The organism is Ideonella sp. WA131b (assembly GCA_023657425.1).
Lineage (GTDB): Bacteria > Pseudomonadota > Gammaproteobacteria > Burkholderiales > Burkholderiaceae_C > Rubrivivax.
Map to the genome: position 1 here is coordinate 41238 of JAGTJW010000003.1, position 25086 is coordinate 66323.

General features: G+C 72.6%; 29 protein-coding genes. 6 read left to right on the forward strand and 23 right to left on the reverse strand.

Translation table 11 applies throughout. From position 1 onward, the window contains the following. The first annotated feature begins 5 nt into the window (after nucleotides 1-5). Nucleotides 6-341: a Na+/H+ antiporter subunit G gene (locus tag KA711_15215; protein ID MCM0610316.1), complete on the forward strand. Its 336-nt coding sequence runs from the start codon at nucleotides 6-8 to the stop codon at nucleotides 339-341. Nucleotides 342-344: 3 nt separating this feature from the next. Here the strand turns inward: KA711_15215 and KA711_15220 are convergent, their stop codons facing one another. Further along, the gene (locus KA711_15220; GenBank protein ID MCM0610317.1) at nucleotides 345-1421 is read right to left on the reverse strand and encodes a calcium/sodium antiporter; all 1077 of its coding nucleotides are present in this window, start codon (nucleotides 1419-1421) and stop codon (nucleotides 345-347) included. Nucleotides 1422-1545: 124 nt separating this feature from the next. Here KA711_15220 and KA711_15225 point away from each other — a divergent pair, with 124 nt between their 5' ends. Beyond that, a complete protein-coding gene (locus tag KA711_15225; GenBank protein ID MCM0610318.1) occupies nucleotides 1546-1896 on the forward strand; it encodes a hypothetical protein in 351 nt (116 codons plus the stop codon). Nucleotides 1897-1998: 102 nt separating this feature from the next. Next, on the forward strand, nucleotides 1999-4083 hold the full coding sequence (locus KA711_15230) for a TonB-dependent receptor (protein ID MCM0610319.1): 2085 nt from the start codon (nucleotides 1999-2001) through the stop codon (nucleotides 4081-4083). Nucleotides 4084-4093: 10 nt separating this feature from the next. Here KA711_15230 and pdxH read toward each other — a convergent pair whose 3' ends face one another. Beyond that, nucleotides 4094-4726, reverse strand: coding sequence for a pyridoxamine 5'-phosphate oxidase (pdxH, locus tag KA711_15235; protein MCM0610320.1), 633 nt, complete (start codon nucleotides 4724-4726; stop codon nucleotides 4094-4096). Between the two features lie 159 nt (nucleotides 4727-4885). Between pdxH and KA711_15240 the strand changes: the two genes are divergently transcribed. Further along, entirely contained in the window at nucleotides 4886-5488 is a 603-nt protein-coding gene (locus tag KA711_15240) for a nucleotidyltransferase family protein (protein ID MCM0610321.1), read from the forward strand. On the opposite strand, the gene KA711_15245 is transcribed toward KA711_15240, so the two are convergent. Next, on the reverse strand, nucleotides 5485-6141 hold the full coding sequence (locus tag KA711_15245) for a gamma-glutamylcyclotransferase (protein ID MCM0610322.1): 657 nt from the start codon (nucleotides 6139-6141) through the stop codon (nucleotides 5485-5487). The genes KA711_15240 and KA711_15245 overlap by 4 nt on opposite strands. Nucleotides 6142-6213: 72 nt before the next feature. On the opposite strand from KA711_15245, the gene edd reads away from it, so the two are divergent. Together edd and KA711_15255 are read left to right on the forward strand one after the other, a co-directional pair. Further along, a complete protein-coding gene (gene edd, locus KA711_15250) occupies nucleotides 6214-8061 on the forward strand; it encodes a phosphogluconate dehydratase (protein MCM0610323.1) in 1848 nt (615 codons plus the stop codon). Between the two features lie 106 nt (nucleotides 8062-8167). Continuing rightward, a complete protein-coding gene (locus KA711_15255) occupies nucleotides 8168-8797 on the forward strand; it encodes a bifunctional 4-hydroxy-2-oxoglutarate aldolase/2-dehydro-3-deoxy-phosphogluconate aldolase (GenBank protein MCM0610324.1) in 630 nt (209 codons plus the stop codon). 36 nt (nucleotides 8798-8833) lie between these two features. On the opposite strand, the gene KA711_15260 is transcribed toward KA711_15255, so the two are convergent. From KA711_15260 to KA711_15355, 20 genes are all read right to left on the reverse strand, one after another. Continuing rightward, complete coding sequence (locus KA711_15260; GenBank protein ID MCM0610325.1) at nucleotides 8834-9469, reverse strand: FMN-binding negative transcriptional regulator; 636 nt, start codon at nucleotides 9467-9469, stop codon at nucleotides 8834-8836. A gap of 16 nt (nucleotides 9470-9485) precedes the next feature. After that, a complete protein-coding gene (gene gloA, locus KA711_15265; protein MCM0610326.1) occupies nucleotides 9486-9890 on the reverse strand; it encodes a lactoylglutathione lyase in 405 nt (134 codons plus the stop codon). 9 nt (nucleotides 9891-9899) lie between these two features. Continuing rightward, the gene (locus KA711_15270; GenBank protein ID MCM0610327.1) at nucleotides 9900-10475 is read right to left on the reverse strand and encodes a TMEM165/GDT1 family protein; all 576 of its coding nucleotides are present in this window, start codon (nucleotides 10473-10475) and stop codon (nucleotides 9900-9902) included. A 7-nt stretch (nucleotides 10476-10482) separates the two neighbouring features. Next, nucleotides 10483-11292 carry an SDR family oxidoreductase gene (locus KA711_15275; protein ID MCM0610328.1) on the reverse strand — a complete coding sequence of 270 codons (810 nt, stop codon included), beginning with the start codon at nucleotides 11290-11292 and terminating at the stop codon, nucleotides 10483-10485. Between the two features lie 11 nt (nucleotides 11293-11303). After that, complete coding sequence (locus KA711_15280) at nucleotides 11304-12287, reverse strand: MBL fold metallo-hydrolase (protein ID MCM0610329.1); 984 nt, start codon at nucleotides 12285-12287, stop codon at nucleotides 11304-11306. After that, on the reverse strand, nucleotides 12287-13489 hold the full coding sequence (locus KA711_15285) for a hypothetical protein (GenBank protein MCM0610330.1): 1203 nt from the start codon (nucleotides 13487-13489) through the stop codon (nucleotides 12287-12289). Before KA711_15285 ends, KA711_15280 begins: the two co-directional genes overlap by 1 nt. Nucleotides 13490-13608: 119 nt before the next feature. After that, complete coding sequence (locus KA711_15290; GenBank protein ID MCM0610331.1) at nucleotides 13609-14040, reverse strand: biopolymer transporter ExbD; 432 nt, start codon at nucleotides 14038-14040, stop codon at nucleotides 13609-13611. Between the two features lie 37 nt (nucleotides 14041-14077). After that, on the reverse strand, nucleotides 14078-14515 hold the full coding sequence (locus KA711_15295) for a biopolymer transporter ExbD (protein ID MCM0610332.1): 438 nt from the start codon (nucleotides 14513-14515) through the stop codon (nucleotides 14078-14080). 43 nt (nucleotides 14516-14558) lie between these two features. Further along, nucleotides 14559-15377 (reverse strand): MotA/TolQ/ExbB proton channel family protein, encoded by an 819-nt coding sequence (locus KA711_15300; protein MCM0610333.1) that lies wholly within the window; start codon nucleotides 15375-15377, stop codon nucleotides 14559-14561. A gap of 104 nt (nucleotides 15378-15481) precedes the next feature. Beyond that, nucleotides 15482-16075, reverse strand: a complete 594-nt coding sequence (locus KA711_15305) for a TonB family protein (GenBank protein MCM0610334.1) — start codon at nucleotides 16073-16075, stop codon at nucleotides 15482-15484. Nucleotides 16076-16395: 320 nt separating this feature from the next. After that, nucleotides 16396-17409 carry a tRNA (adenosine(37)-N6)-dimethylallyltransferase MiaA gene (miaA, locus tag KA711_15310; GenBank protein ID MCM0610335.1) on the reverse strand — a complete coding sequence of 338 codons (1014 nt, stop codon included), beginning with the start codon at nucleotides 17407-17409 and terminating at the stop codon, nucleotides 16396-16398. Beyond that, nucleotides 17406-18650 (reverse strand): Bcr/CflA family efflux MFS transporter, encoded by a 1245-nt coding sequence (locus KA711_15315; GenBank protein ID MCM0610336.1) that lies wholly within the window; start codon nucleotides 18648-18650, stop codon nucleotides 17406-17408. The genes miaA and KA711_15315 overlap by 4 nt, the downstream gene beginning before the upstream one ends. Before the next feature lie 155 nt (nucleotides 18651-18805). Beyond that, nucleotides 18806-19807, reverse strand: coding sequence for an rRNA pseudouridine synthase (locus KA711_15320; GenBank protein ID MCM0610337.1), 1002 nt, complete (start codon nucleotides 19805-19807; stop codon nucleotides 18806-18808). Nucleotides 19808-19853: 46 nt separating this feature from the next. Continuing rightward, on the reverse strand, nucleotides 19854-20135 hold the full coding sequence (locus KA711_15325; GenBank protein ID MCM0610338.1) for a DUF493 family protein: 282 nt from the start codon (nucleotides 20133-20135) through the stop codon (nucleotides 19854-19856). Continuing rightward, nucleotides 20132-21001, reverse strand: a complete 870-nt coding sequence (locus tag KA711_15330; protein ID MCM0610339.1) for a D-amino acid aminotransferase — start codon at nucleotides 20999-21001, stop codon at nucleotides 20132-20134. The genes KA711_15325 and KA711_15330 overlap by 4 nt, the downstream gene beginning before the upstream one ends. A 13-nt stretch (nucleotides 21002-21014) precedes the next feature. After that, nucleotides 21015-21914 carry an amino acid ABC transporter substrate-binding protein gene (locus tag KA711_15335; GenBank protein MCM0610340.1) on the reverse strand — a complete coding sequence of 300 codons (900 nt, stop codon included), beginning with the start codon at nucleotides 21912-21914 and terminating at the stop codon, nucleotides 21015-21017. A 95-nt stretch (nucleotides 21915-22009) separates the two neighbouring features. After that, nucleotides 22010-22927 carry a LysR family transcriptional regulator gene (locus KA711_15340; protein MCM0610341.1) on the reverse strand — a complete coding sequence of 306 codons (918 nt, stop codon included), beginning with the start codon at nucleotides 22925-22927 and terminating at the stop codon, nucleotides 22010-22012. A 19-nt stretch (nucleotides 22928-22946) separates the two neighbouring features. Beyond that, nucleotides 22947-24095 (reverse strand): D-alanyl-D-alanine carboxypeptidase, encoded by a 1149-nt coding sequence (locus tag KA711_15345; protein MCM0610342.1) that lies wholly within the window; start codon nucleotides 24093-24095, stop codon nucleotides 22947-22949. Next, nucleotides 24095-24727: an alpha/beta fold hydrolase gene (locus tag KA711_15350; protein MCM0610343.1), complete on the reverse strand. Its 633-nt coding sequence runs from the start codon at nucleotides 24725-24727 to the stop codon at nucleotides 24095-24097. The genes KA711_15345 and KA711_15350 overlap by 1 nt, the downstream gene beginning before the upstream one ends. A 16-nt stretch (nucleotides 24728-24743) precedes the next feature. Next, a complete protein-coding gene (locus KA711_15355; protein MCM0610344.1) occupies nucleotides 24744-25073 on the reverse strand; it encodes a (2Fe-2S) ferredoxin domain-containing protein in 330 nt (109 codons plus the stop codon). Nucleotides 25074-25086 lie beyond the last annotated feature (13 nt).

Consider the following 25086-nt stretch of genomic DNA (forward strand, 5'->3'; position numbering starts at 1 on the left):
ACCTGGTGCAACTTCCGCTGGCCTGGCAGGTCGTGATCGGCGCGCTGCTGGTGGTGGGCGGTGCCTTTGCGCTGATCGGCGCGATCGGCCTCGTGCGCTTTCGTGACTTCTACATGCGGCTGCACGCGCCGACCAAGGCCACCACGCTGGGCGTGGGTGGTGTGCTGCTGGCCGCCATGGCGGCCGGGGCCGCGCAGGGGCGCTGGTCGGTGGCGGAGCTGCTGATCGCGCTCTTCATCTTCGTCACCGCGCCGGTCTCGGCCAACCTGCTGGCGCAGGCGGCGCTGCACCGGCGCGAGCCCAGCGTGGCGCCGCCGCCGCCGGAGCAGCCTCAGGGTTGAGCGCTAGGCTGAGGAACGCTTGCCGAAGAGCGTGACCACCAGCGTCACGATGGTCAGCGGCACCACGAAGCCCATCATCACGCCCGAGAACGCCGGCAGCGCCGCATGCTGCTGCGCGGCCATGATGAGATAGGCCACATAGGCCGCGTAGTAGGCGACGAACACACCGCCTTCCCAGCGCGCGATCTCGCGGCCGGTCATGAACACCGGCAGGCAGGCCAGCGCCACGGCCAGCATCACCCAGATGTCGAAGGCCAGCAGCGATGGCGCCATCGCCAGGCCCATGTCGCCCGACACCAGGCCCGAGAGCCCCAGGCACCCCAGGATGTTGAAGGTGTTGCTGCCGACGACGTTGCCCACCGCGATGTCGCGCTCGCCCTTGATGGCGGCGGTGATGCTGGTGGCGACCTCCGGCATGCTGGTGCCGGCGGCCACGATGGTGAGGCCGATGACGAGATCGCTCACGCCCATGGCCTTGGCGAACGACACCGCCGCCGTGACCAGGTACTCCGAGCCGAAGACCAGCGCCGCCAGTCCCACGACGATGAGCAGCAGCTGCATCGGCAGCTTGTTGTCCCAGGCGCCGATCTCGGCGGGCTTCACCTCGCCCGAGAGTCCGTCCTGCGCGGCCTGCGTCTCGCGGCGCGACTGCACCACGAGGAAAACCGTGTAGGCCACGAGCAGCACGAACAGCACGCCGCCGTCGAAGAACGACAGCTTGCCATCGAGCCCCAGCGCCAGCAGCAACAGGCTCGCGCCCAGCATGATGGGCACCTCCTGGCGGATGAGCTGGATGTTCACGACCAGCGGCGTGATCAGCGCACTCACGCCCAGGATGAACAGCACGTTGAAGATGTTGCTGCCCACCACGTTGCCGATGGCGATGTCGGCGTTGCCGTCGAGCACCGCGCCGACGCTCACCGCCACTTCAGGCGCGCTGGTGCCGAAGGCGACGATCGTGAGGCCCACCACCAGCGGGCTGATGCCGAAGGACAGGGCCAGCTTCGACGCGCCGCGCACGAGCGCGTTGGCCCCCAGCACCAGCAGCACGAGGCCGCCCACGAACATCAGCAGGTTCATGGGGGCGCGACTGTAGCCGCGTTGCCGCGGGTGCCCACCCTCGCCGGGGTTGGGGCCTTGCGGCGCGAGGGCCGGGCTTGACGGGCCTGCTACTCTGTTGGGAATGCGTTCGCAAGAAGAGTCCTTGTTCCCCCGCCTGCGGCGCCATGCCGCTGGCTGGGTGCTGCTCGGGCTGCTCTGGGGCCTGGGCCAGGCGCTGGCGCTGGGGCACCGCGTGGGCGCAGAAGGCCTGGGCCACCACGAACACCATGAGCACCACGACCACCACGCTCACGCGGTGGGTGGCGAGCACGATGAGGGCGACGTGCAGTGCCGCCTGATCGACCAGGCCGGTCTTGCCGAAGCCGTGCTTTCGGCCGGCGCGCCCACCCCGGTGCCGCCGGGCCGCTGGGAAGCCTTGCCTGCCGCGGCGACGCTGACCTGGGGTGCGGCGCCCTGGCGCCCTTACGAGGCCCGGGCGCCACCGCGCGCCTGAACGAGCGAATGCCCCGGCGCCTGCGCGCCCGGGCGTGTGTTGCCCGTTGCCTGGCGCGCCCCGAGGCGTGCTGGCCTGCCCTGTGCCCGACAAGGAAGACCCATGAACCGCCCCGCCTTCAACCCGCGGCGCTCGCGCCTGGCCGCGGCCGCCGCGCTGGCCGCCGCCGCTTGCGGCCCGCTGGCCGCGTATGTCCAGTCTGCTAACGCCCAGACCGCAGCCGCCCAGACCGCCGAGCCCGTCGTCATCACCGCCAACCCGCTGGGCCGCGCCGACCCCGCCCGCCCCACCGCCATGCTCACCGGTGAGGCCCTGCTGCTGCGCCGCGCCGGCACGCTGGGCGAGACGCTCGACGGCCTGGCCGGCGTGGCCGGCAGCGGCTTCGGCCCCAACGCCAGCCGCCCGGTGATCCGCGGGCTCGACGGCGATCGCATCCGGTTGCTCGACAACGGCGCCGGCCTCGTCGACGCCAGCAACCTGAGCTTCGACCACGCCGTGGCCATCGACCCGCTGGTGGTCGAGCGCATCGAGGTGCTGCGCGGCCCGGCGGCGCTGCTGTACGGCGGCAACGCCACGGGTGGCGTCGTCAACGCCATCGACAACCGCATCCCGCGCGAGCGCCTCAGCGGCCTGGCCGGTCGTGCCGAACTGCGTCTGGGTGGCGCGGCGTCCGAGCGCGGTGGTGCCGCGGTGCTGGAGGGCGGCGCCGGCGGCCTGGCCTGGCACGTGGATGTCGCGTCGCGCAAGGCCGACGACCCGCGCACGCCGCGCTTCACGCCCGTGGCCGACGGCGAGCCGCTGGAACCGGCCACCCGCGTGCGCAACGCGGCGTCTGACAGCCGGGCCGGCGCCGTGGGCGCGGCCTGGGTGTCGGGCAGCGGCTACCTGGGCCTGTCGCTGGACCGCATGGACCACGACTACGGCGTCACCGTCGAGCCCGACGTCACGATCCGGATGCTGCGCGAGCGCGTGGCACTGGCGGGCGAGTGGCGGGCGCTGCCGGGGCCTCTCTCGGCGTTCGCCAGCGTCTCGCTCAAGGCCTCGCGCACGCGCTACGCGCACGAAGAGATCGAAGGCAGCGGCGAGGTCGGCACGCGCTTCTCGAGCCTGGGCGACGAACTGCGCGCCGAGGTCCGCCACAAGCCGCTGGCCGGGCTGGAAGGCGTGTTCGGTGTGCAGACCGAGCAGCTAGACTTCTCGGCGCTCGGCGAAGAGGCCTTCGTGCCGGGCACGCTGACGAAGAGCAACGCCGTGTTCCTGCTCGAGGAGTTCACGCTCGGCTCCACCACCTTCAGCGCCGGCCTGCGCAGCGAGCGCGTGACGGTGTCGTCCAACGGCGATGCGCCCGATGCCGCCGAGCCGCGCTTCGGCGCGGCGCAGTCGCGCAGCTTCTCGCCCTCGAGCCTGTCACTCGGCGCGCGCGTCGAACTCGGCGGCGGCTGGCAGGCGCTGGGGCAGGTGGGCCGCACGCAACGTGCGCCGGCCTACTACGAGCTGTATGCCGACGGCCTGCACCTGGCCACCGCGGCTTACGAGATCGGCGACCCGTCGCTCGGCCTGGAGTCGAGTCGCCACGTCGAATTCGGCCTCGCGTTCCGCAGTGCCGGCCACAAGCTGGCGGTCAACGTGTTCTCGACGCGCTTCAGCCGGTACATCGCGCTGCGCGACACCGGCGACGTGGTCACGCTGCCGGCAGAGGAACCCGGCGAGCCCGACATCGAGGTGCCCGAGTACCGCTTCGAAGGCGTGCGCGCGCGGCTCGTGGGTGCCGAGATCGAGGCCGCGACAACGTTCTCGCTGGCCGGCTCGCCGCTGCAGCTGAGCAGCACGCTGGATCTGGTGCGTGGCGACGACCTCGACCGCAAGGAGCCGCTGCCGCGCCTGCCGCCGCTGCGCCTGCGCGTCGGCGCCGCGTGGACGCTGGGCGCCACCACGGTGGGCGCCGACATCCGCCACGCCGCCCGCCAGGGCCGCGTGCCGGCCACCGACACGGCCACGCCCTCGGCCACGGTGCTGGACCTGTGGCTGCGCGGGCGCGTGGCGGCGCTGCCGGGCCTGAGCTGGTACGCAAAGCTGGCCAACGCCACCGACGAGCTGGCCTTCAACGCGGCCGCGGTGGCCACGGTGCGGGGCCTGTCGCCGGCGCCGGGCCGGGCGCTGTCGGCCGGTGTGCAGTGGCGCTGGTGATGCAGCGGGTTCAGGGCGCGAGCCGCTCGCGCACCCAGGCGCCGCCATCCAGGCGGTAGCGCAGGCGGTCGTGCAGGCGGCTCTTGCGGCCCTGCCAGAACTCCCAGCGGTCGGGCACGAGGCGGTAGCCGCCCCAGTGCGGCGGCCGCGGCGGGTTCAGGCCGTGGGTCAGCGCTGCCTTGGCCGCGGCGGTGACGAGCACCGTGCGCGACTCGATCACCTGGCTCTGCGGCGAGGCCCAGGCGCCCAGGCGCGAGTCGAGCGGGCGGCTGGCGTAGTAGGCGTCGGACTCGTCCGCGCCGGCCTTCTCCACCCGGCCCTCGATGCGCACCACGCGCTCGAGCTCCGCCCAGTGGAACTGCAGCGCGGCGAAAGGATGCGCCGCCAGCTCGCGGCCCTTGCGGCTGTCGTAGTTGGTGTACCAGACGATGCCGCGCTCGTCGCAGCCCTTGATCAGCACCACGCGCGTCGACGGCCGGCCGTCGGCGCCCACGGTGGCCAGTGTCATGGCGTTGGGCTCGGGCAGCTGGGCTGCCAGGGCCTGGTCGAGCCAGGTGCGGAACTGCTGCAGTGGGTCGGCCGCGGAGGCGTTTTCGTCGAGCTCGTCGCGTTCGTAGCTCTTGCGCAGGTCGGCGATGTTCATGCGGCCCAGTATAGGAAGCGGGCCACGGGGCATCCCCTTACGGAAAACGACTTAGGTGGAGCCCCCACTTCAAGCGGCGGCGGTGCGTCGCCATCCTGAGCCCCAAGGAGGACGCCGGCATCCCGCCCGCAAGGCGAGCCAGCCGGCGCCAACAACAGCATGAACGCCCGCCCCACCCTCATCGTGCCCGCCGCGGGCCGCGGCAGCCGCTTTCTCGGCGCCGGCGGCCCGGGCCACAAGCTCGAGCAGCCGCTGGACGGCCGCACGGTGCTGGAGTGCACGCTGCGCGCGGCGCTGGCCTCGCAGCTGCCCTGCCTGGTGGTGACGACGGCCGAGCTGGCGCCGCTGGCGGCGCGGCAACTCGCACGCCGCGACATCCTGGTGCTGAGCGCCGGCGAGGCCGCGCGCGGCATGGGCTACAGCATCGCCGCCGGCGTGGCCGAGCGCTCCGCCTCCGCCGGCTGGCTGGTGCTGCCGGCCGACATGCCGCGGGTGCGGCCTGCATCCTTGCAGGCCGTGGCCGCGAGCCTGGCGCAGCAGATCGTGGTGTTCGCGCAGCACCAGGGGCGTCGCGGCCACCCGGTGGGCTTTGCGGCCGAGCTGTACTCCGAGCTCGTGCAGCTCGACGGCGACGACGGCGCGCGCCGCATCGTGGCGCGCTACCCAGGCGTGGGCGTGGAGCTCGACGACCCCGGCGTGCTGCAGGACGTCGACACGCCGGGCGATCTGGCGGCGCTGGCGCAGGCCGCCGCGAAGTCCTAGGCCAGCCCCTCGCGCCGCGCCAGCGCCATCAAGCGCTCGATCTCGCGGTCGTGCACGCCGCGTTCACGCAGCGCCGCGGCGGTCTCGGCCAGGTACGCCATCGTCGTTCCGTAGCGGCCGCGCGCGTGGCGCAGGATGTGGCAGACCTCGTGGTCGGGCAGGCGCGGCAGGCAGGCCTCGCTGCGGCGGCTGAGCGTGAAGGCCAGCGCCACCACTGGGCCTTGCGGCGTGCGGCAGGGCAGCAGGCGCGGGTCGTAGACGCCGGTGGGCATCTCGCGGTCCCAGAGCTTCTCGAGCTCGGCCTCGGCGTTCTCGGGGCGCATGCGGTAGACGACGCCGCGGCAGGCGCCGCCCGGCAGCAGCGCGAACACCAGGCCCGGCTGCTGTGGCGTGCCGCGGTTCACGCGCGAGCGCATGCGCAGCGCGCGGTGCCAGCCGTGCACCAGGGCAGGGCGGTGCTCGGCGGCGTCGAACTCCGGCCGCCAGATCAGCGAGGCGTAGCCGAAGATCCACCACTGCGCATGGCCCCGCCACTGCTGGCGCAGCGTCTGCAGCGCGGCGCCGGGGTCGCGGACGGTGAGGCGGGCCAGGTCGAGGGGCGGCGTCACGATGGGATCGGTTGTTGCAAGAGGCGCGCCTGCGGGGCCGCACATGCGCGCCCTCGAGTCGGCGGGCGAGAGTCTGCGTCATTGACGATGTAACTCGGTTTCTTCAGAATGGACCCCATGGTTACACCCTCCGCTCCCCCGTCGGCCGTGGTGCAGCGCGTCACCGCGCGTATCCGCGAGCGCAGCGCGCCGCTGCGCAGCGCCTACCTGGCGCGCATCGACCGCCTGGCCGCCCGCAAACCCGGCAGCGAACGCATGGGCTGCGCCAACGTGGCCCACGCCTTTGCCGCGATGCCGCAGAACGACAAGCTGCGCGTCGTGGCCCACAAGGGCCCGCACCTGGCGGTGGTGACGGCCTACAACGACATGCTCTCGGCCCACCAGCCCTACGAGCGCTTCCCCGACGTCATCCGTGAAGAGGCGCGCCGCCTCGGCGCCACGGTGCAGGTGGCCGGCGGCGTGCCGGCCATGTGCGACGGCGTCACGCAGGGCCAGCCGGGCATGGAGCTGAGCCTCTTCAGCCGCGACACCATCGCCATGGCCACCGCGGTGGCGCTGACGCACGACGTGTTCGACGCGGCGCTGCTGCTGGGCGTGTGCGACAAGATCGTGCCGGGCCTGCTGATCGGCGCGCTCCACTTCGGCCATCTGCCCTGTGTCTTCGTGCCCGCGGGGCCGATGAGCAGCGGCCTGTCCAACAACGACAAGGCCAAGGTGCGCGAGCAGGCCGCGCAGGGCCTCGTGGGCCGCGACAAGCTGCTCGAAGCCGAGAGCGCCGCCTACCACGGCCCCGGCACCTGCACCTTCTACGGCACCGCCAACAGCAACCAGATGCTGCTCGAGGCGATGGGCCTGCACGTGCCCGGCGCCGCCTTCGTGCACCCGCACGACGGCCTGCGCGAGGCGCTCACGCGCGAGGCCGTGCGCACGGCCGTGGGCATCGTGCGCGACGGGCCGCGCTACACGCCGATCGGCCGCCTGGTCGACGAGCGCGCCATCGTCAACGCCATGGTCGCGCTGCTGGCCACCGGCGGCAGCACCAACCACCTCATCCACTGGGTCGCGGTGGCGCGCGCGGCCGGCATCCTCATCGACTGGAGCGACTTCGCCGAGCTCTCCGCGGCCACGCCGCTGCTGGCGCGGGTGTATCCCAACGGCAGCGCCGACGTGAACCAGTTCCAGGCCGCGGGCGGCCCGGGCTTCGTGATCCGCGAGTTGCTGTCCAGCGGTGGCATGCACGCCGACGCCACCACGGTGGTGCCCGGCGGCATGGCCGCGTTCACGACGCGGCCCGAGCTGCACGACGCGGCGTCGAACGGCTTGCGCTGGCTGCCGATGCCGGCCGACAGCGGCGACAGCAGCGTCGTGCGCACGGCGGCCATGCCGTTTTCGGCCAGCGGTGGCCTCAAGCTGCTGGAGGGCAACCTCGGCCGCAGCGTCATCAAGATCTCGGCCGTGCCCGACGACCGCCACGTCATCGAGGCGCCGGCTCGCGTGTTCGACAGCCAGGAGGCCATGCAGGCTGCCTTTGCCGCGGGCGAGCTGGAGCGCGACGTGATCGTCGTCGTGCGTTTCCAGGGCCCGCGCGCCAACGGCATGCCCGAGCTGCACAAGCTGACGCCGCCGCTGGGCGTGCTGCAGGGCAAGGGCTTCCGCGTCGCGCTGGTCACCGACGGCCGCATGAGCGGCGCCAGCGGCAAGGTGCCGGCGGCCATCCACGTCAGCCCCGAGGCGCTGGCCGGCGGGCCGCTGGGCCTGGTGCGCGACGGCGATCTCATCCGGCTCGACGCCGAGGCCGGCACGCTGCAGGCGCTGGTGGACGCAGTGGAGTGGTCGCGCCGCCAGCAGGCGCAGCCCAGCGCCGAGTGGATCGAGACCTACGCCCACGACCTGGGCCGCGATCTCTTTGCCGGCATGCGCCGCAACGTGCTGACGGCCGAAGAAGGCGCCGTCACCTGGCTCTAGACGTGCCCCCAAGCTCGCTGACGCTCGCTACCCCCCGAGGGGGCCGCCCGCCGGCGGACCGGCACAGCCGGATCCGCGGCGGTGGCTTGATCCGAAAGTGAACCCCATGCTCGACACCCGAAGCCTCGCCAGCCACGGCCCCGTGATCCCCGTGATCGTCATCCAGCGCCTGGAGCAGGCCGTGCCGCTGGCGCGCGCGCTGGTGGAAGGCGGCGTCAAGGTGCTGGAGGTGACGCTGCGCACGCCGGTGGCGCTGGCCGCGATCGAGGCCATTGCGCGCGCGGTGCCCGAGGCCGTGGTGGGCGCTGGCACGCTGCGGCTGCCGGCCGACGCCCAGGCCGCGCGCGATGCCGGCAGCGTGTTCGCCGTGAGCCCGGGCTACACCGCCGAGCTGGGCGCCGCTTGCCGGGCCGCCGGTCTGCCGCTGCTGCCCGGCGTGGCCACCGGCAGCGAGGTGATGGCCGCGATGGCCGACGGCCTGGATTTCCTGAAGTTCTTCCCGGCGGTGCAGGCCGGCGGCATCCCGATGCTCAAGGCGCTGGCCGGGCCGTTCCCGGACATCGCCTTCTGCCCCACCGGCGGCATCACGCCCGAGACGGCGCCGCAGTTCCTGGCGCTGCCCAACGTCAAGGTCTGCGGCGGTTCGTGGCTGACCCCGGCCGATGCGGTGGAGCAGGGCGACTGGCCCCGCATCACGCGGCTGGCGCGCGAGGCGCAGGCGCTGCGGCAAGGCTGAAGGCGCGGCAGGTCGTGGACCGCGGCGCTGCGGCGATCAACGCGGCGGCGTACCGCCCGCGGCCACGAGGTGGGCCATCTCGGCCTGCCCGGGGTCGGCCGCCAGGCCCGCGGCCACGCCCGCCCGGTCGACGTCGTCGCGGTTCTGGCTGACCTTCCACTTGCCCACCAGCTCGGCCACCTCGATGCGGATGCCGACGATGGCGCCGAGCATCTGCTGCACATAGTCGTCGGGCGCGTCGTGCACGGCCCAGGGCCGGGCGCGCGGGCCCTCGTGGGTGTCGGTGAGCAGGCCCACCAGCTCGCGCAGCCAGGGTGCGTCGTCCACGGCGTGCAGCGTGCCGCGGGCCTGCACCACGGTGTAGTTCCAGGTCGGCACCACCTTGCCGTGGCGCGGCTTGCTGGCGTACCAGCTCGGGGTCACGTAGGCCTGCGGGCCGTGGAACAGCACCAGCACCGCGTGGCCGTCGGCATGGCGCCACAGCGGGTTGGCGCGGGCCACGTGGCCGCGAAGTTCGGTGCTGCTTTCGTCTGCAATGTGAAGGCGCAGCGGCACCAGGTCGGCCGTCGTGCCATCGGGCGAGGGCGTCACCAGCGTGGCCAGCGGGTGCGTCGCCATCAGCGCGTGCAGCGCCGTGGTGTCGTGCTGCGCGAAATGGGCCGGCAGGTACATCGAAGGCCCGCGTCGATCAGGCGGCGGCTCGCCGCTCGATCAATTCGATCTTGTAGCCGTCGGGGTCGGTGATGAAGGCAATGACGGTGCTGCCGCCCTTCACAGGCCCGGGCTCGCGCGTGATGGCGCCGCCCAGGGCCTGGGCCTTCTCGCGCAGGCCGGCGCAGGTGGCGGCCACGTCGCGCACGCCGATGGCGATGTGGCCGTAGGCCGTGCCGAGCTCGTAGCGCTCGACGCCGTAGTTGTAGGTGAGCTCGATCTCGGCGTGCTCGGGGTTGCTGCCGTAGCCGACGAACGCGAGGTCGTACTGCTGATCGGGCCGCTTCGTGGTGCGCAGCAGCGTCATGCCGAGCACCTGGGTGTAGAAGTCGACGGCGCGTTGCAGGTCGCCGACCCGCAGCATGGTGTGGAGGATGCGCATGGCCAGGGATTATCCCGGCAGCCCCAGCAGCACCGCCACGCCCAGGCCGAGAAACACCACCGCGGCGATGCGGTGCACCCAGGCGATGGGCACGCGCTTGAGCAGCGCGTCGCCCAACCACAGCGCCGGCGCGTTGGCCAGCATCATGCCCAGCGTGGTGCCGGCGGTCACCACCACCGGCGCGTCGAAGCGCGCCGCCAGCATCACCGTGGCGATCTGGGTCTTGTCGCCCATCTCGGCCAGGAAGAAAGCGATCACGGTCAGGCCGAACACGCCCCAGCGGCCGGTGCCTGCGCCCTCGACCTCTTCGCCCGCGTCGTCGGGCTTGAGCATCCACAGCGCCACGGCGATGAAGCTGAGGCCGAGGATCCAGCGCATCAGCTCGGGGCTCAGCCAGCGCGTCACCAGCGTACCGAGCGCGGCCGCTCCCGCATGGTTGGCCAGCGTGGCCACCAGGATGCCGGCGGCGATGGTCCAGGGCTGGCGCCAGCGCGCCACCAGCAGCAGCGCCAGCAGTTGCGTCTTGTCGCCCATCTCCCCAAGGGCGACAACGCCGGTGCTGACGGCGAAGGCTTCGAGGCTCAAGCGGTGCTCAGACCGGCACGGTGTAGTTCAGCGTCATGCGTCCGCCGTCGACGACGACGATCTCGCCGGTCATGTAGCTGGCGGCGTCCGACAGCAGGAAGGCGCAGACGTCGGCGATCTCGGAAGGCTCGCCCAGGCGCTTCATGGGCGTGCGGCTGAGGATGCGCGTCTTGGCCTCGTCGCTGGTGAGCACCGCGCTGCGGGCCAGCTCGGTGGCGATGGTGCCCGGCGCCACGGCGTTGACGCGCACGCCCTGGTCGGCGAGTGCCAGCGCCATCACGCGCGTGAGCTGGTTGATGGCGCCCTTGCTGGCGTTGTAGCTGGCGATGCTGGGGATGGCCAGCGTGCCGTTGACGCTGCTCATGTGGACGATGGCGCCGCAGCCCTGGCCCTGGGGAACGCCGCCGCGCGCCACCATGTGCCGCGCCACGGCCTGGCCCACGAGGAAGCTGCCCTTGAGGTTGACGGCGATCACCGCGTCCCAGTCGGCCTCCGCGATGTCGAGGAAGGGCGCAGCGCGGAAGATGCCGGCGTTGTTGACGAGCCCGTCGACGTGGCCGAAGCGCGCCACGGTGGCGGCCAGCGCGGCGTCGACCTCGGCCTTGTCGGCGACGTTGCAGTGCTGGTAGTCCACGGCGGCGCCGCCGGCCGCGAGCTCGGCCACCAGCGCCTGGCCCGGGCCGTCGGCCACGTCCCACAGCGCCACGGCGGCGCCGTCGGCAACGAGCCGGCGCACGCAGGCCTCGCCGATGCCCTGCGCGGCGCCGGTGACGACGACGACGCGGCCCTGCAGGCCGAAGTGCACGCGGTGCGTCATGCGAGGGCCCCTCAGCCGCGTGCCGGGCGGTCCAGCCACACGGCCATGCCCTGGGCGTTGAGTTCGAGGTCGATGGCCAGCAGCTCGGCGATGCGGGCCTCGGTGAAGCCGACGCCGTGCCTGCGCAGGCTGCGCGTGAAGATGTCGAGCTGGCCGCGCTTGAGCGCCTCGTGGCGGGCGAGGGTGTCGCCCTCGCCGCGTTGGCTCTCGCCCAGGGCCACCATCTCGTCGAGCAGCCCGAGCAGCAGCCGCCCGAGCCGCGGCACGTCGCCGTTCTCGCCGATGCAACCGCAGTGCGTGAGGTACATGGCGCGTGGCGCCTGCGCCAGCAGCCGTTCGATCGAGCCGCGCAGCGCCTCGGGCTCGAACTGCACCGGCGTCGAGGTGGGCACGATCCAGGCCCCGTTTTCGGTGTCGAACTCGCGGTAGCTCAAGCCGAAGGTGTCGCCGGTGAACCAGCCCTGCGTCAGCGGGTCCCAGATGCACTGGTGGTGGCGCGCGTGGCCGGGCGTGTCGGCGACCACGAGGCCGCGGCCCGCCCAGTCGAGCACCTGGCCGTCATGCGATGCGCGCACGCGGTGCGCCGGCACGGGCGTGACCTGGCCGTAGCTGCGCGCCATCTCGGCCTCGCCATACACCGCCGTGGCGCCGGCCCACAGCGCCGAGGGGTCGACCATGTGGCGCTCGCCGCGCGGGTGCACGAGCATCGTCGCGTTGGGCAGCGCGGCCATCAGCGAGCCGGCGCCGCCGGCGTGATCCAGGTGCACGTGGGTCGGGATCACCCAGTCCACGGCCTCGGGCGCCAGGCCGAGGGCCTCGAGCGCGCCCAGCAGGCGCGGCAGCGCGAAGTGCGTGCCGGTGTCGATGAAAGCTGCACGGCCCTCATGCACCACCAGCCAGGCGGCGTCGAAGTGGTCGCGGTGGAAGCCGGTGTCGATGGCGTGCACGCCGCCGCCCACGGCGTGCAGCCAGCGGGGCTGCGAAGCAGACCTCATCAGGGGTGCACCGCCGTCCACAGGCGGGCGATCTCGGCCGTGCCATCGGCGCCGCGCACGGCGCGCAGCGTCTGCATCCCGGCGTTGCGGGTCTTGGGCGACTGGATCTGCGCCATGCCCAGGCGCAGCCGGGCCTCGTCGGGGCGCTTCAGGCCCGGCATGGCCAGGCCCTGCTGGATGAGCGCGATGCCTTTGTCGAACTCGCCGAGGGTGACGTAGGCGTAGCCCCATTTCACGAGGGCATCGCCGTCCTTGGCCTGCCCGGCCTCGGCGGCGAGGTTGCCGATGCTGGCCTTGGACTCGGCCTCCTGCTTGACCGCAAGATCCCTCAGCCGCTGGTGGCGGCCGGCTTCGGGCCCGGTGCCCAGCAGCTTGTTGGCATAGCCCTGCTCGACGATGCGGCGCGCCTCGGCCGGGAACCCGGCCTGCAGCGACAGCTGCGCCATTTCCATGTACTCCTCGGTCTTGGTCAGCGTGCCGCTGGCCAGCCGCAGCCGCAGCACGTCGAGTTCCAGGCGCTGCGAGAAGCCGGTCTTGCGCGCGAGGCGGCCGAGGTAGGCGTTCCAGTAATCCTTCTTGGGGTAGCTCAGCAGCAGCTTCTCGAGCGTGGCGACGTAGGCGTTGGTCTGGCCCAGGCGGTTCTGCGCATCGGCCAGGCGCAGCAGGTCGTCCTCGGCGGGGCGGCGGCCGGCCTGTTCGGCGGCCTGCACGGCGGCGGCGGCGTCGCGCGCGATGGCGTTGAAGTCACCGCTGTTGCTGAGCAGGAACTGCTGCAGCTGGCGCAGCGTGGCGCTGTTGTTGCCCGCCGCGGTGGCCTTGTTCAGCCACTCGGTGGCCTTGGCGTTGTTGCGCGTCTGCGCGTAGGCCGCGGCCAGCTGTTCGGCGATCTGCCCGGCCTCGGCGCCCGACACCCGGGGGTGGATGGCCTCGAGCGCGGCGATCGCGGTGGGAAAGTCGTTCGCGCGCTGGGCGGCGGCAGCCTTCATGCGGTCGATCAGCAACTGCTCGGCGGGCGACTTCCCGCCCACGGCGTCGGCCTCTCGGGCCTTGGCCAGGGCCTCGCGGGCCTTGCCGGCGCGCAGCAGCTCCGAGGCCTGCTGCAGCGGTTTGCCGACTTCGGCGCGCACGCCCTGGGCATGGGACACGGACGACGCGCCCAGCGTCAGCAGGGCGGCCGCGGCCAGCGTGGTGAGGACTCGCAGGGGTTTCATGGTGCTCGGCAACGGCATCGCTGAAAAAGGATCGAGACCCGCGGTGGAGCCCGCTGTCGAGGTCGGGTTCCGAGGGTCCCGGGGCTTGGGGTGGGGCGAGGGTGCTGCGCCTACAGGAACTGCTCGTTGCCGACGATGCCGATCTTCGTCACGCCCAGGCGCTGGGCGGTCGCCATGATCATGGCCACGTGTTTGTAGGTGACGAGCTTGTTCGGGCGCAGGTGCACTTCGGGCTGATCGGGCATCTGCGCGATGGCGAGCAGGCGCTGCTCGATGGTGGCGCGGTCGCCGGCCTGGATGATCTCGCCGTTCCAGCCGATGGTGCCGTCGAAGTCGAGGTCGATGCGCACGATCTCCGGCGGCTTCGGGGGTGGTGCCGCGTTGTTCGGCACCGGCATGTTCATCTTGACCGCGTGCGTCTGTATCGGGATCGTGATGATGAACATGATCAGCAACACCAGCATCACGTCGATCAGCGGCGTGGTGTTGATGTCGACCATGACATCCTCGTTGTCGTCGCTGTTGCCGACGCTCATGCCCATGTCTTGCTCCTTGCGGGGTGTGCGGGGGCGGCCACGCTCAGCCGCCCGCGCCGGCGGGCGGCTCGGTGATGAAGCCCACCTTGAAGATGCCGGCCCGCTGGCAGGCCACGATGACGCGGCCCACCGATTCGTAGCGCGCCTCGAAGTCGCCGCGGATGTGGACCTCGGGCTGCGGCTCCTTGATCGACTCGATCTTGAGCTGCGCCACCAGGGATTCGATGTCGGGGATGCGCTGCAGACCCCAGTAGATCTCGCCCTCGCGGTTGACCGAGATGACGATGTTCTCCGGCTTCGTCATCAACGGGATGTTCTGCTCCTTGGGCAGTTCCAGCTTGATGGTCTGCGTGATCACGGGCACCGTGATCAGGAAGATGATCAGCAGCACCAGCATCACGTCCACCAGGGGCGTGGTGTTGATGGTGTTGTTCAGCTGCTCCTCGCTGTCGCCGCCGGCGGAGCCTACCTGCATGGCCATGGCACTACCTCGTTGCTGCGGGTCAGGATGCGGGGGCGGGAGATCAGCGCTTGCCCGACAGCAGAACGTTCTGCAGGTCGCCGGCAAAGGCCAGGGTCTCGTCGAGCACGGCCTTGTTGCGGCGCACCAGCCAGTTGTAGCCCATCACCGCCGGCACCGCGACGGCCAGGCCCACGGCCGTGAGGATCAGCGCCGCGCCCACGGGGCCGGCCACCTTGTCGATCGAGGCCTGTCCCGACAGGCCGATCTTCACCAGCGCGTCGTAGATGCCCCAGGTGGTGCCGAACAGGCCCACGAACGGTGCGGTGGAGCCCACGGTGGCCAGCACCGCCATGCCGTCCGACAACCGGCTGCGGATGTTGTTGACGGCGCGCTCCACCGACATGCCGATCCAGGTGTGCTTGTCGATGGACTCGACCATCGTGCCCTCGTGGTGGTCGGCTGCCTTGATGCCCTGCTCGGCCAGGTAGCGGAAGGCGCTGCCTTCCTCGAGCGCGCCGACGCCGGCCTTCACCGAGCTGGCCTTCCAGAAGTCCTCGCTGGACTTCTTGGCGCTCTTGAGCATCGAGCGGGTCTCGGCGACCTTCACAAAGATCACGTACCAGCTCCACATCGACATCACGATCAGGATGACCAGCGTGCCGCGCTTGACGGGATCGGCGGCGGCCCACATGCCCTTCAGGCCGAACGGGTTCTCAACCGCTTCCTGCGTCACGGCGCCCGGGGCGGCCTGCGCTGCCGGTGCCGCCGCCGGTGCCGAGCCGGCAGCCGCCTGCGCATGGGCGGGTGCCACGGGGAGCAGCGCCGCCGAGGCGACGAGGAACAGCGCGCTCAGCGCCACACGCGTACGGGTCAGAAACATGGTCACTCCATTGACAAAGGTGCGCCGGTCTCGGGCGGGCACCAGGGGGGAAAGGTGTTCAGAAAGAGGGCTTGGTCCGGCGCGGCCGGAACGCAGCCGGGCGGTCAGTCCAGCTTCCAGACATACTCGACTTCAAAGCTGCCGCCCACAGCGCGGCCGTTCTCGTCGCTGCCGGGCCGGAAGGCGCACTCGCTCAGCTTGGACAAGGCCAGCCGGTCCAGCATCTTGTGCTCGCGCGAGGGGCCGGCCGATCGGACGATCTGCGACGACGCCAGCTTGCCGTCGGCACCGACGGTGAAGCTGATCTTGGTCGTGCCGGTGGCCTCGGCGCGCACGGCGGCGGCGGGGTAGTCCTCGTTGCGCGGCGCGCAGGCCTGCACGTTGGCGATGGCGGGCCGTGCGGCCATGCGCGGCGCGGCAGGCGGCGCTGGCGGCGCAGCCGGCGCCGGCGGCGCGATGGTCACCGGCGCGGGGGGCGGCGCCTCGCGCGTGACCGTGATCGTGGGTGCCGGCGTGGGCGGCGGGTTCACCACCACCTCGGGCGGCGGCACGAAGGACGGCGGCGGCGGCGCGAACTTCGGCGGCGGCGGCAGGTTCTCTGGCGGCGGAGGTGGCGGCGGCTTGGTCTCTTCGATGATCTTGGTTTCGATCGGCGCCTTGATGACGTCGACGACGCGCTGCGCGAGCCCGCTGACCACTGCCCAACCCAGCAACAAGTGCAAGGCCAGCACGATCCCGATGCCGATGGTGTGTCGGCCCGGATTGCGTTGTTGTTGGGCGAAATCCACTCGATCCTCCAGCCGGCGCCTGCTCGCAACTCAGCGCAGCGCGGCATGACCACACGTCACAGGCCTCGTGAGCCTGCCGAGGACGGAAACGTCCGCGGCGCGCGACTATATCGCGAAGGTTTTGGGGCTTTTCTCGGGGCATCACCCTAAGCCGGAGCCCGCCGAACCCCGCACCACCCGTACCCCGGCCGTTCCCGCGGAACGCCCCGAAGCCGTTGGCGGCAGCAGCCTCACGCGAGTCGCAGGCCAGGGATCTCGCAGCGCCTGGCGTGCACGAGCACGGCGTCGAGGGCACCGGTCAGCCCCGCGGCGTCGTCGCAGGCGTAGACCTGGCGCGAAGAAATCGACCGTAACCAGGTGAGCTGGCGTTTGGCGAGCTGGCGGGTCGCGGCCACGGCGGCGTCGCTCACGGCCAGGGCCGGCGGGCTGGTGAGCTCGTCTTGCGCGGGACCGAATGCGCCCTCATCCAGCCCACGCCAGACTTGGCGGTAACCCACGCAGCGCATGGACGGCAGGCCGGCGTGCAGGTCGCCGCGGGCGCGCAGCGCGCGCACCTCGCCGACGAAGTCGGCCGCGAACATCTGCTGCAGCCGCTGCGCGATGCGCTCGTGCAGGCCCTGGCGGTGGCGCGGTTCCAGCGACACGACCGGCCAGGCGGCATCGGCATCGGCCGCTGCCAGGCCGGCCGGCCGGGCCTGGGCGTGCCAGTCCGACAGCGGGCGGCCGCTGACCCGCCACACTTCCAGCGCGCGCTGGATGCGCTGGGCATCCAGCGGCGGCAGCCGTGCCGCGGTGACGGGGTCGACGCGCACCAGCTCGGCATGCATCGCCGGCCAGCCGCGCGCCGCCGCCTCGGCGTCGAGCGCGGCGCGCACGGCGGCGTCGGCCGGCGGCAGCGCATGCAGGCCGTCGCGCAGCGCCTTCACGTACAGCATCGTGCCGCCCACCAGCAGCGGCAGCCGGCCGCGCCCGCGGATGGCTGCGGCCAGCGCCGTGGCGTCGGCGGCGAAGCGCGCCGCCGAGTAGGCCTCGGCCGGATCGAGGATGTCGATCAGGTGGTGCGGCGCCTGCGCGCGCTCGGCCGGCGTGGGCTTGGCGGTGCCGATGTCCATGCCGCGGTAGACCAGCGCCGAGTCGACGCTGACGATCTCCAGCGGCAGCCGCCGGGCCAGCGCCAGCGCCAGCGCGCTCTTGCCGCTGGCGGTGGGGCCGGCCAGCAGCACGCCCTGCAGCGGCACCGTCATGGCGTGGCCAGGGCGCGCGGCACCAGCGTCCACGCGATGAGGCTGGTGGCCAGCGCCCAGAAGCCCAGGCCCCACATCAGCGGGTCGACGCGGCCGTCGAGCGCCACGCCGAGCCAGCGCCCGACGCCAAAGGCCACCAGCGCCAGCACGAAGCCGGCCAGCGCGCTGGCCGCGCCGGCCTGGGCCGGGAAGGGCGCCACCACGCCGGCCTGGCCGCAAGGCTGGTGCAGGCCATGGCCGAACAGGTACAGGCACTGCGGCACCAGCACCGCCGCCCAGTGCGACACGCCCGCCAGCACCAAGGCCACACCGAGTGCACCGCCACCGAGCGTGAAGAAGCCGCCGCGCGCCACCGCACCGCCCAACCCGAAGCGGCGGATCCAGCCGCGGCACACCACGGTGCCGGCGATGTAGGCCAGCGAGCCCGCGGCCATCGCCAGGCCGTAGGCCGCCGGACTCAGGCCCAGCACGTCGATGTAGACGAAGGCCGAGCCGGCCAGCAGCGTGAACAGCCCGCCGTAGGTGCAGGCCACCAGCAACGCCCAGGCACCGAAGACGCGGTGGCGCGCGATCTGCGCCCAGGTGCCCAGCAGCACCGCCGGCTGCAGAGCCCGAGGATTGCGGCGTGCCAGCGTCTCGGGCAGCCGCCAGGCCACCCAGGCCAGCGTGCCCAGGCCGGCTGCGGCCACCAGCGCCAGCGCGCCACGCCAGCCCACGGCGTGCGCCACCGCGCCGCCCAGCAGCGGGCTGGCCAGTGCGATCACGCCCAGCCCGGTGAGCGCCAGCGACATCACCTGCGCGCCCTGCACCGGCTCGTAGAGGTCGCGCACGATGGCGCGCGCGCACACCACGGCCGCCGCCATGGCCGCACCCTGCAGCGTGCGCCAGGCCACCAGCGCCTCGATGCTGCCGGCGAAGACGCAGCCCAGGCTGGCCACCCCGTACAACGCCAGTCCCCCCAGCAGCACCGGGCGGCGGCCGTGGCGGTCGGCCAGCGGGCCCCAGACGAGCTGGCCCACGCCGAAGGCGAGGATCAGCGCCGCCATCGTCAGCTGCGCGGCGGCCATGCTGGCACCCAGTTCGCGCGTCAGCAGCGGGAAGGCCGGCAGGGTCATGTCGGTCGTCACCGGCTGCAGCCCCATCAGCAGCGCCAGCGTGATGGCGGCCAGCCCCAGGGGCATGGCCGGCACCGGGCCGGCGGCGGGGCCGTTCTCGGCGCGGAAGGGGGCGGGCAGGGGCATCCCGTCGAGGTTATCAGCCGCACAGGGCGCTGCGTCGCGCCGTGGCGACGCTCCGTCGTGCGGCGGTCGGCGCATCGGCACGGCGCGGGCGGCATCGCTGCACGCTGTTTTCTCCGGGTGCTCTCCGGGTGCGCCTGTCGATGAAGCCCACGCTCCTAGAAGCGCTCGTCGTCGCGCAGGTAGCGCCAGCGCCCCTCGGGCAGCGGCCCCAGCGGCACGCTGCCGATGCGCACGCGCTTGAGCGCCAGCACGCGCAGGCCCACCAGTTCGCACATGCGGCGGATCTGCCGCTTGCGGCCCTCGCGCAGCACGATGCGCAGCTGCTGCTCGTTCTGCCAGCTGGCCTGCGCCGGTCGCAGCTTCACGCCATCGAGCTCCAGGCCGTGGCGCAGCGGCCCGAGTTCGGTGCTCTGCACCGGTGCGCCGTCCACGCGCTCCACGCGCACGAGGTACTCCTTCTCGACGCGCGTCTCGTCGCCGATCAGGTGCCGCGCCACACGGCCGTCCTGGGTGAACACCAGCAAGCCGGTGGAGTCGATGTCAAGCCGGCCCGCGGGCGCCAGCTGGCGCAGGTGGCCGGGGTGAAAGCGGATCCCCGAGCGGTCGCCCTCCCACTGGTTGGCCGGCGTCACCAGCGCGATCGCGGGCTCGTAGCCGTCTTCGGGCTGCCCGCTCACCCAGCCCACCGGTTTGTGCAGCAGCACGGTGACGCGGTGTTGCTGCTCGTGCCGGGCACGTTCGTCGATGACGATGACGGCATCGGGTGCCACCCGCTGGCCGAGTTGCGCCACCGCGCTGCCCACACGCACCCAGCCGGCGGCGATCCACTCGTCGGCTTCGCGGCGCGAAGCCAGGCCGCGCTCGGTCATCAGCTTGTTCACGCGCAGGCCCTGGGCTGGGGCCGCAGTGGCTGCGGGCGGGGCTGCGGGCCGCGGCACCGGCGGCCGGCGGTCCGAAGGCGCCGGCTGGGGCCGGCGGGCGTTCAGCGGTGGAGCCTGCTGGGCTGCCTGGGGTGCGGGCTCGGGCACGGCCTTCCGAGCCGTCTTGGGCCTGGGGTTCGTTGCCGTCTTGGGCGGGGGTCCGCCCCGCACGCGCGGGCGCTGGGGGTCGCGCGCCGGCTTTCCGGCCTTGGTGGTGAGCTTGGGGCGATCGGCCATCCTGGGATTGGACCATGCGGCCGTGTGCTACCGAGGCACCGACGGGTTACAGCACCACCTTCACCATCGGGTGCGAGCTCAGCGTGCGGTACAACTCGTCGAGCTGTTCGCGGCTCGTGGCGGTGACGGTGATCGTGAGCCCCAGGTAGTTGCCGGCCCTGCTGGGCCGGCGCTCGATGCGGCGGGCGTCGAACGCGGGGTCGAAGCGCTGCGCCAAGGCCACGATGGCGGCCTCGAAACCCTCGACCTGCGCACCCATCACCTTGATCGGGAAGGCGCTGGGATAGCTGATCAGGCTCTCTTCGGGCGGAATCGGGCGCATGGTCAGATCGACATCGTCTGCTTGGCGCGCTGGTAGGCCTCGAAGAGGCGCGCATACACCGGCCCCGGCTTGCCGCGCAGTGCGCCATGCCCCACCGGCTCGCCGTCGATGCGGGTGACCGGCAGCAACTCTTTCGTGGCGCTGCTCAGCAGCACCTCGTCGGCGGCACGGACGTCCGCTTCGGAGATCGGTTTCAGGTTGTAGGCGATGCCGCTGTCCTCGCACAGCTCGCGCAGCAGCTCCACGCGGATGCCCTCGAGCACGTGCTCGCTCTTGGGCGGGCCGAGCAGCGCGCCTTCGTGCGCGATCCACACATTGCTGGCGGCGGCTTCGGTGAGCCAGCCGTCCCGGAACATGATGGTCTCCAGGGCGCCCTGGTCGGCCGAGATCTGCCGCGCCAGCACGTTGCCCAGCAGGCTGGTGCTCTTGATGTCGCCGCGCTCCCAGCGGAAGTCCCGCGCCGTGACGCAAGCCACCCCGGCATGCCGCTGTTCGGGCGTCGCGGGCTTCAGCGGGTTGCTCATCATGAAGACGGTGGGCACCGGGTTGGCGGGCATGACGTGGTCGCGCGGGGCGACGCCGCGGGTGACCTGGATGTAGACGACCTGGTCGTCCTCGGGCCTCTCGGCCACCAGCCGGCGGCAGCGCTCGAGCCACTGCTCGCGCGTGGCCGGCTGCGGCAGGCGCAGCTTGGCCAGGCTGCGGTTCAGCCGCGCCAGGTGCTCGTCGAACCGGAACAGCCGGCGGCCATACACCGGCACGACCTCGTAGATGCCGTCGCCGAAGATGAAGCCGCGGTCCAGCACCGGCACGCGCGCCTCGGCGAGCGGCAGGAACTCGCCGTTGAGGAAGCAGAGCTTGTCGTGGCTCATCGGCAGGGCTGTCTCAGGTTGCCGGCTTGTCGGACTTGGCCCGCAGGTTCTCGCGCAGCTCACGCGGCATCGGCGCGTTGAGGTTCACGCCCCGGGGCGGGATCGGGCTCTGGAACCAGCGCGTGTACAGGCGCTCGAACTCGCCGCTGTCCATCAGGCGCGCCAGCACGCCGTCGACGAGTGCCTTGAACGTGGGGTCGTCCTTGCGCAGCATGATGGCGTAGGGCTCGACCTGGATGGCCTCGCCCACCACGGCCCATTCGGCCGGGTTGGCGGCGCTGGCGGCCAGGCCGTAGAGCAGGATGTCGTCCATCGCGAAGGCGTCTGCCCGGCCGCTGGCCACCACGAGCTGGCTCTCGGCGTGGTCTTTGGCGCCGATCAGTTCGAAGCCCAGGTTCCGCTCGTCGTTGAGCGCCCGCATGATGCGGAAGTTCGTCGTGCCGGTCGTGCTGACCACCTTGCGGCCGCGCAGGTCGGCCACGGCCTTGATGGGCGAGCCAGCCTTCACGAGGAGCCGCGTCCCGGTGTAGAAGTAGTTCGTGGCGAAGGCCACCTGCTTGGCGCGGTCGCTGTTGTTGGTGGTGCTGCCGCATTCGATGTCGATGGTGCCGTTCATCAGCAGCGGGATGCGGTTGGCGCTGGTGACGGCCTGCGTCGTGACCTTCAGATCAGCGCGGCCTGTGGCTTTGCGCGCCTCATCCACGATGCGCTGGCAGATCTCCCAGCCGAAGCCCGTGGGCTGGGCCTTGTCGTCGAGGTAGCTGAAGGGGATGGAGCTCTCGCGGTAGGCGACGGCGATGCTGCCGCTGGCCTTGACCTTGTCCAGCGTCTGCGCCCAGGCCGTGGGCAGCAGGGCCAGCAGCGTGGCGGCGACGGCGAAAGTGGCGAGGGCGCGGGCAGGCGGGCGGCTCATGCGGGTCTCCGGGGCGGTTGGTTGACAGGAGGGGGACTGTACGTCCGCCACGACGGCGCGACCATCGGCGATCGGGTCCCGGCCATCAGCGCCGCTTATGGCTTGGCGGCGACGGGGCCGTCGTGCAGCGCCTGCGCAAAGGCCTCGGCGAAGGCCAGCGCAAGCCGCCGTTCGTGGGGTCCGGGCTGTCCCTGAGGCAGCAGGGCGAACAGGCCCACCGGCACCTCGGGCACCAGCGGCTGCACCACCAGGTCGCCCCGGCGCGCCGCCGCGGCGGTGAACGAGTCCACCACGGCGGGGCCAAAGCCTTCCTCGGCGAGCACGAGCGCCGTGTGGTGGGTCTGCACGACGATTTCGCCCGGTGTCGAGATGCCGGCGCGCTGAGCCTCCTCGGCCAGCAGCGCGCCCATCGGGTCGCGGCCGTCGGTGCGGATGAAGGGCTGGCGTGCCAGCTCGGCGAGCGCCACCGTGGCGCCGCGGCCGATGCGACGCCGCGATACGCAGACCAGGCGCCCCTGGGCCAGCGGCAGCTGCTCGAGGCCGACGCTGCCGCCCACGCCCGGTGAGCGGCCGAAGACGATACCCAGGTCGGCCTCGCGCAGCGCGAGGGACTGGGCGATCTCGCGCGAGTGCTGCGTGCGCAGCACCAGCGGCACCGCCGCATGGCGCGCGCGGAAGCGGCGCAGTGCCGACGGCAGCTGCACCACGGCCAGCGACGGCACCACCAGCACGCGCAACGGCGCGGTGCGGCCGGCGCGCTGCGCCTCGGCGAGCCGGCGCACGGCATCGAGCTGAGCCATCAGCCGCGCCACCTCGGGCTGCAGCGCCAGCGCCTCCGCCGTGGGCTCGAGGCGGTTGCGCTGGCGCGTGAACAGGGCGTAGCCCAGCTGCCTTTCGGCCGATTGCAGCGCCTGCGAGGCCGCCGGCTGCGTCTGGTGCAGCAACCGCGCCGCGCCGCTGAGCGTGCCTGTCAGCATGACGGCGTGGAAGATCTCGAGGTGCTTGAGCTTCATGCCCAGGCCGCGCCCGGCGTCAGCGTATCCACAGCCGAATCGCATCCCAGGCGCGGCCCAGCACGCCGGCCAGCGGCACCGCCTGCTGCACCACCAGCGGCACGCTGGCCACTGGCGTGCCGCCGCTGGTGGCCACCTCGATGCGGCCCACGACCTGCCCCTGCACGAGGGGCGCCACCAGCGGCTCGGTGCGCGTGACGGTGGTCGTCAGTCGTGCGCCCTCGCCGCGGGGCACGGTCACCACCAGCGGCCCGGCGGCACCCAAGTGCACGGTGTTGCTCGCGCCCTGCCACACCGGCACGGTGGCCACGGGCTGGCCGGTGGCGAACAGGCGCACGGCGTCCCAGGACTGCCAGCCCCAGTTGAGCAGCTTCTGCGCCTCGCCAGCCGCAGCCTCGCGGCTGGTGGCGCCCGACAGCACCACCAGCAGCCGACGCGGTCCGGCGGGCGTGTCGCGCAGCGCCGTGGCCACCACGCCGTGGCCGCCGGTGGCCGAGGCCATGACCGCCAGGCCGTCGATGGTTCCGTCGCGCGCCAGCAGCAGGTTGGGGTTGTCCTGGCGCACACCGGCATGCTCGAACTGCCGCATCGCGAACAACGGCAGGGCCTGCGGGTGGTCGGCCACCAGACGCGCTCCCAGGCGGGCAAGATCCCGCACCGTGCTCGTCTGGCCGGCAGCGGGCGCGCCCGTGGGGTTGCGGAACACCGTCTGCCTCAGGCCCAGTGCCAGCGAACGGCGGTTCATCTGCGCGACAAAGTCGTCCACCGAACCGGCGACGCCTTCGGCCAATGCCACCGCGGCGTCGCGCGCGCCGAGCGTGGTCAGACCGCGCAACAGCAGTTCGGCCTGCAGCTGGCCCTCTGCGTACATCAGTGGCACGCCGGGGCGGCGCTCGGCGCGGGCGAGCGGTGAGACGGGCAGGGTGGCCTCGCGCGCCGGCCGGCCGGCCTGCAGCGCGGTGAGCACCAGGTGCGCGGTCATGAGGGTCGCGGCGCCCGCGGGGTCGATTTCGGCGTCGGCCTCGTGTTCAGCGAGCACGCGATCGCCGCTGAGGTCGATCAAGAGGTGCTGGCGCGCCGCCACCTCGGGCAACGGCGCCTGCGCCTGCGCGAGGGCGGGCGCGAGCAGCAGCGCTGCCAGCAGCCGCCTGAAGGCGCGCCGCCGCATCACGCCGAGTGCGCCGACAGCGAGCCGGCGACGAGCTGTTTCAGCTGCGGCAGCAGGCCGTGGAAGAAGTGCCCGGCGCCCGGCATCACCGTCACCGGCAGGGCCTGCGGGCGTGCCCAGTCCAGCACCGCCGACAGTGGCACGACATCGTCGGCCTCGCCGTGCACCACCAGCGTGTCGGGCGGCACCGGCGCGGCCGCGAAGTTCAGCACCGCCGGGCCCACCAGCACCAGACGCGCGGCTGGGGTACCGGCCTCGGCCAGTCGGCGCGCGGCCTGCGTGGCCATCGCGGCGCCGAACGAGAAACCGGCCAGCACCAGGGGCTCGCCCTCGGCACGGAAGCGGGCCACCACGGCCAGCACGTCGTCGACCTCGCCGTGGCCGGCGTCCCAGAGGCCGCCGGAGCCGCCGACACCGCGGAAATTGAAGCGCACCGCACGGAAGCCACACTGCAGCGACGCGCGCGCCAGCGTCTGCACGACCTTGTTGTCCATCGTGCCGCCGTGCAAAGGGTGCGGGTGGCAACACACGGCCAGCCCGCGCAGCGGCACGTCGGGGGCGGGGATGTCGAGGGCGCAGGCCAGCTCACCCGTCGGGCCGGCGATGCCCAGCCGCTCGGTGAGCGCGTTCATCGGCGCGGCGGTGCGGTCAGCGGCCCACGTCGGGGGCCAGCCGCAGCCGCTCGACGACTTCGCCGCCCTTAAGGTGACGTTCGACGATCTCGTCGAGGTCGTGCCGGTCGACGTAGGTGTACCAGGTGGCCTCGGGGTAGACCACCAACACCGGTCCGCCCGCGCAGCGATCCAGGCAGCCGGCCTTGTTGATGCGCACGCCCCCGGCTCCAGCCAGGCCCTCGGCCTTGACACGGGCCTTGCAGTGGTCGAAGGCCGCCTGCGCGTCGTGCTGCGCGCAGCAGGCCTCGCCGTTGCTGCGCTGGTTGAGGCAGAAAAAGACGTGGTGCCGGTAGTAGCTGCTCATCGCGCAGGATTGT

What these genes read in the sequence shown, in the direction of transcription:
- KA711_15315 (MCM0610336.1), bottom strand. Translation starts at nt 18,650, where the DNA reads ATGCCCCTGCCCGCCCCCTTCCGCGCCGAGAACGGCCCCGCCGCCGGC.
- KA711_15295 (MCM0610332.1), bottom strand. Translation starts at nt 14,515, where the DNA reads ATGGCCATGCAGGTAGGCTCCGCCGGCGGCGACAGCGAGGAGCAGCTG.
- KA711_15220 (MCM0610317.1), bottom strand. Translation starts at nt 1,421, where the DNA reads ATGAACCTGCTGATGTTCGTGGGCGGCCTCGTGCTGCTGGTGCTGGGG.
- KA711_15345 (MCM0610342.1), bottom strand. Translation starts at nt 24,095, where the DNA reads ATGCGGCGGCGCGCCTTCAGGCGGCTGCTGGCAGCGCTGCTGCTCGCG.
- KA711_15340 (MCM0610341.1), bottom strand. Translation starts at nt 22,927, where the DNA reads ATGAAGCTCAAGCACCTCGAGATCTTCCACGCCGTCATGCTGACAGGC.
- miaA (MCM0610335.1), bottom strand. Translation starts at nt 17,409, where the DNA reads ATGACGGTGCCGCTGCAGGGCGTGCTGCTGGCCGGCCCCACCGCCAGC.
- KA711_15300 (MCM0610333.1), bottom strand. Translation starts at nt 15,377, where the DNA reads ATGTTTCTGACCCGTACGCGTGTGGCGCTGAGCGCGCTGTTCCTCGTC.
- KA711_15245 (MCM0610322.1), bottom strand. Translation starts at nt 6,141, where the DNA reads ATGTGCGGCCCCGCAGGCGCGCCTCTTGCAACAACCGATCCCATCGTG.
- KA711_15320 (MCM0610337.1), bottom strand. Translation starts at nt 19,807, where the DNA reads ATGGCCGATCGCCCCAAGCTCACCACCAAGGCCGGAAAGCCGGCGCGC.
- KA711_15330 (MCM0610339.1), bottom strand. Translation starts at nt 21,001, where the DNA reads ATGAGCCACGACAAGCTCTGCTTCCTCAACGGCGAGTTCCTGCCGCTC.
- KA711_15230 (MCM0610319.1), top strand. Translation starts at nt 1,999, where the DNA reads ATGAACCGCCCCGCCTTCAACCCGCGGCGCTCGCGCCTGGCCGCGGCC.
- KA711_15240 (MCM0610321.1), top strand. Translation starts at nt 4,886, where the DNA reads ATGAACGCCCGCCCCACCCTCATCGTGCCCGCCGCGGGCCGCGGCAGC.
- KA711_15355 (MCM0610344.1), bottom strand. Translation starts at nt 25,073, where the DNA reads ATGAGCAGCTACTACCGGCACCACGTCTTTTTCTGCCTCAACCAGCGC.
- gloA (MCM0610326.1), bottom strand. Translation starts at nt 9,890, where the DNA reads ATGCGCATCCTCCACACCATGCTGCGGGTCGGCGACCTGCAACGCGCC.
- edd (MCM0610323.1), top strand. Translation starts at nt 6,214, where the DNA reads ATGGTTACACCCTCCGCTCCCCCGTCGGCCGTGGTGCAGCGCGTCACC.
- KA711_15335 (MCM0610340.1), bottom strand. Translation starts at nt 21,914, where the DNA reads ATGAGCCGCCCGCCTGCCCGCGCCCTCGCCACTTTCGCCGTCGCCGCC.
- KA711_15275 (MCM0610328.1), bottom strand. Translation starts at nt 11,292, where the DNA reads ATGACGCACCGCGTGCACTTCGGCCTGCAGGGCCGCGTCGTCGTCGTC.
- KA711_15290 (MCM0610331.1), bottom strand. Translation starts at nt 14,040, where the DNA reads ATGGGCATGAGCGTCGGCAACAGCGACGACAACGAGGATGTCATGGTC.
- KA711_15280 (MCM0610329.1), bottom strand. Translation starts at nt 12,287, where the DNA reads ATGAGGTCTGCTTCGCAGCCCCGCTGGCTGCACGCCGTGGGCGGCGGC.
- pdxH (MCM0610320.1), bottom strand. Translation starts at nt 4,726, where the DNA reads ATGAACATCGCCGACCTGCGCAAGAGCTACGAACGCGACGAGCTCGAC.
- KA711_15350 (MCM0610343.1), bottom strand. Translation starts at nt 24,727, where the DNA reads ATGAACGCGCTCACCGAGCGGCTGGGCATCGCCGGCCCGACGGGTGAG.
- KA711_15260 (MCM0610325.1), bottom strand. Translation starts at nt 9,469, where the DNA reads ATGTACCTGCCGGCCCATTTCGCGCAGCACGACACCACGGCGCTGCAC.
- KA711_15255 (MCM0610324.1), top strand. Translation starts at nt 8,168, where the DNA reads ATGCTCGACACCCGAAGCCTCGCCAGCCACGGCCCCGTGATCCCCGTG.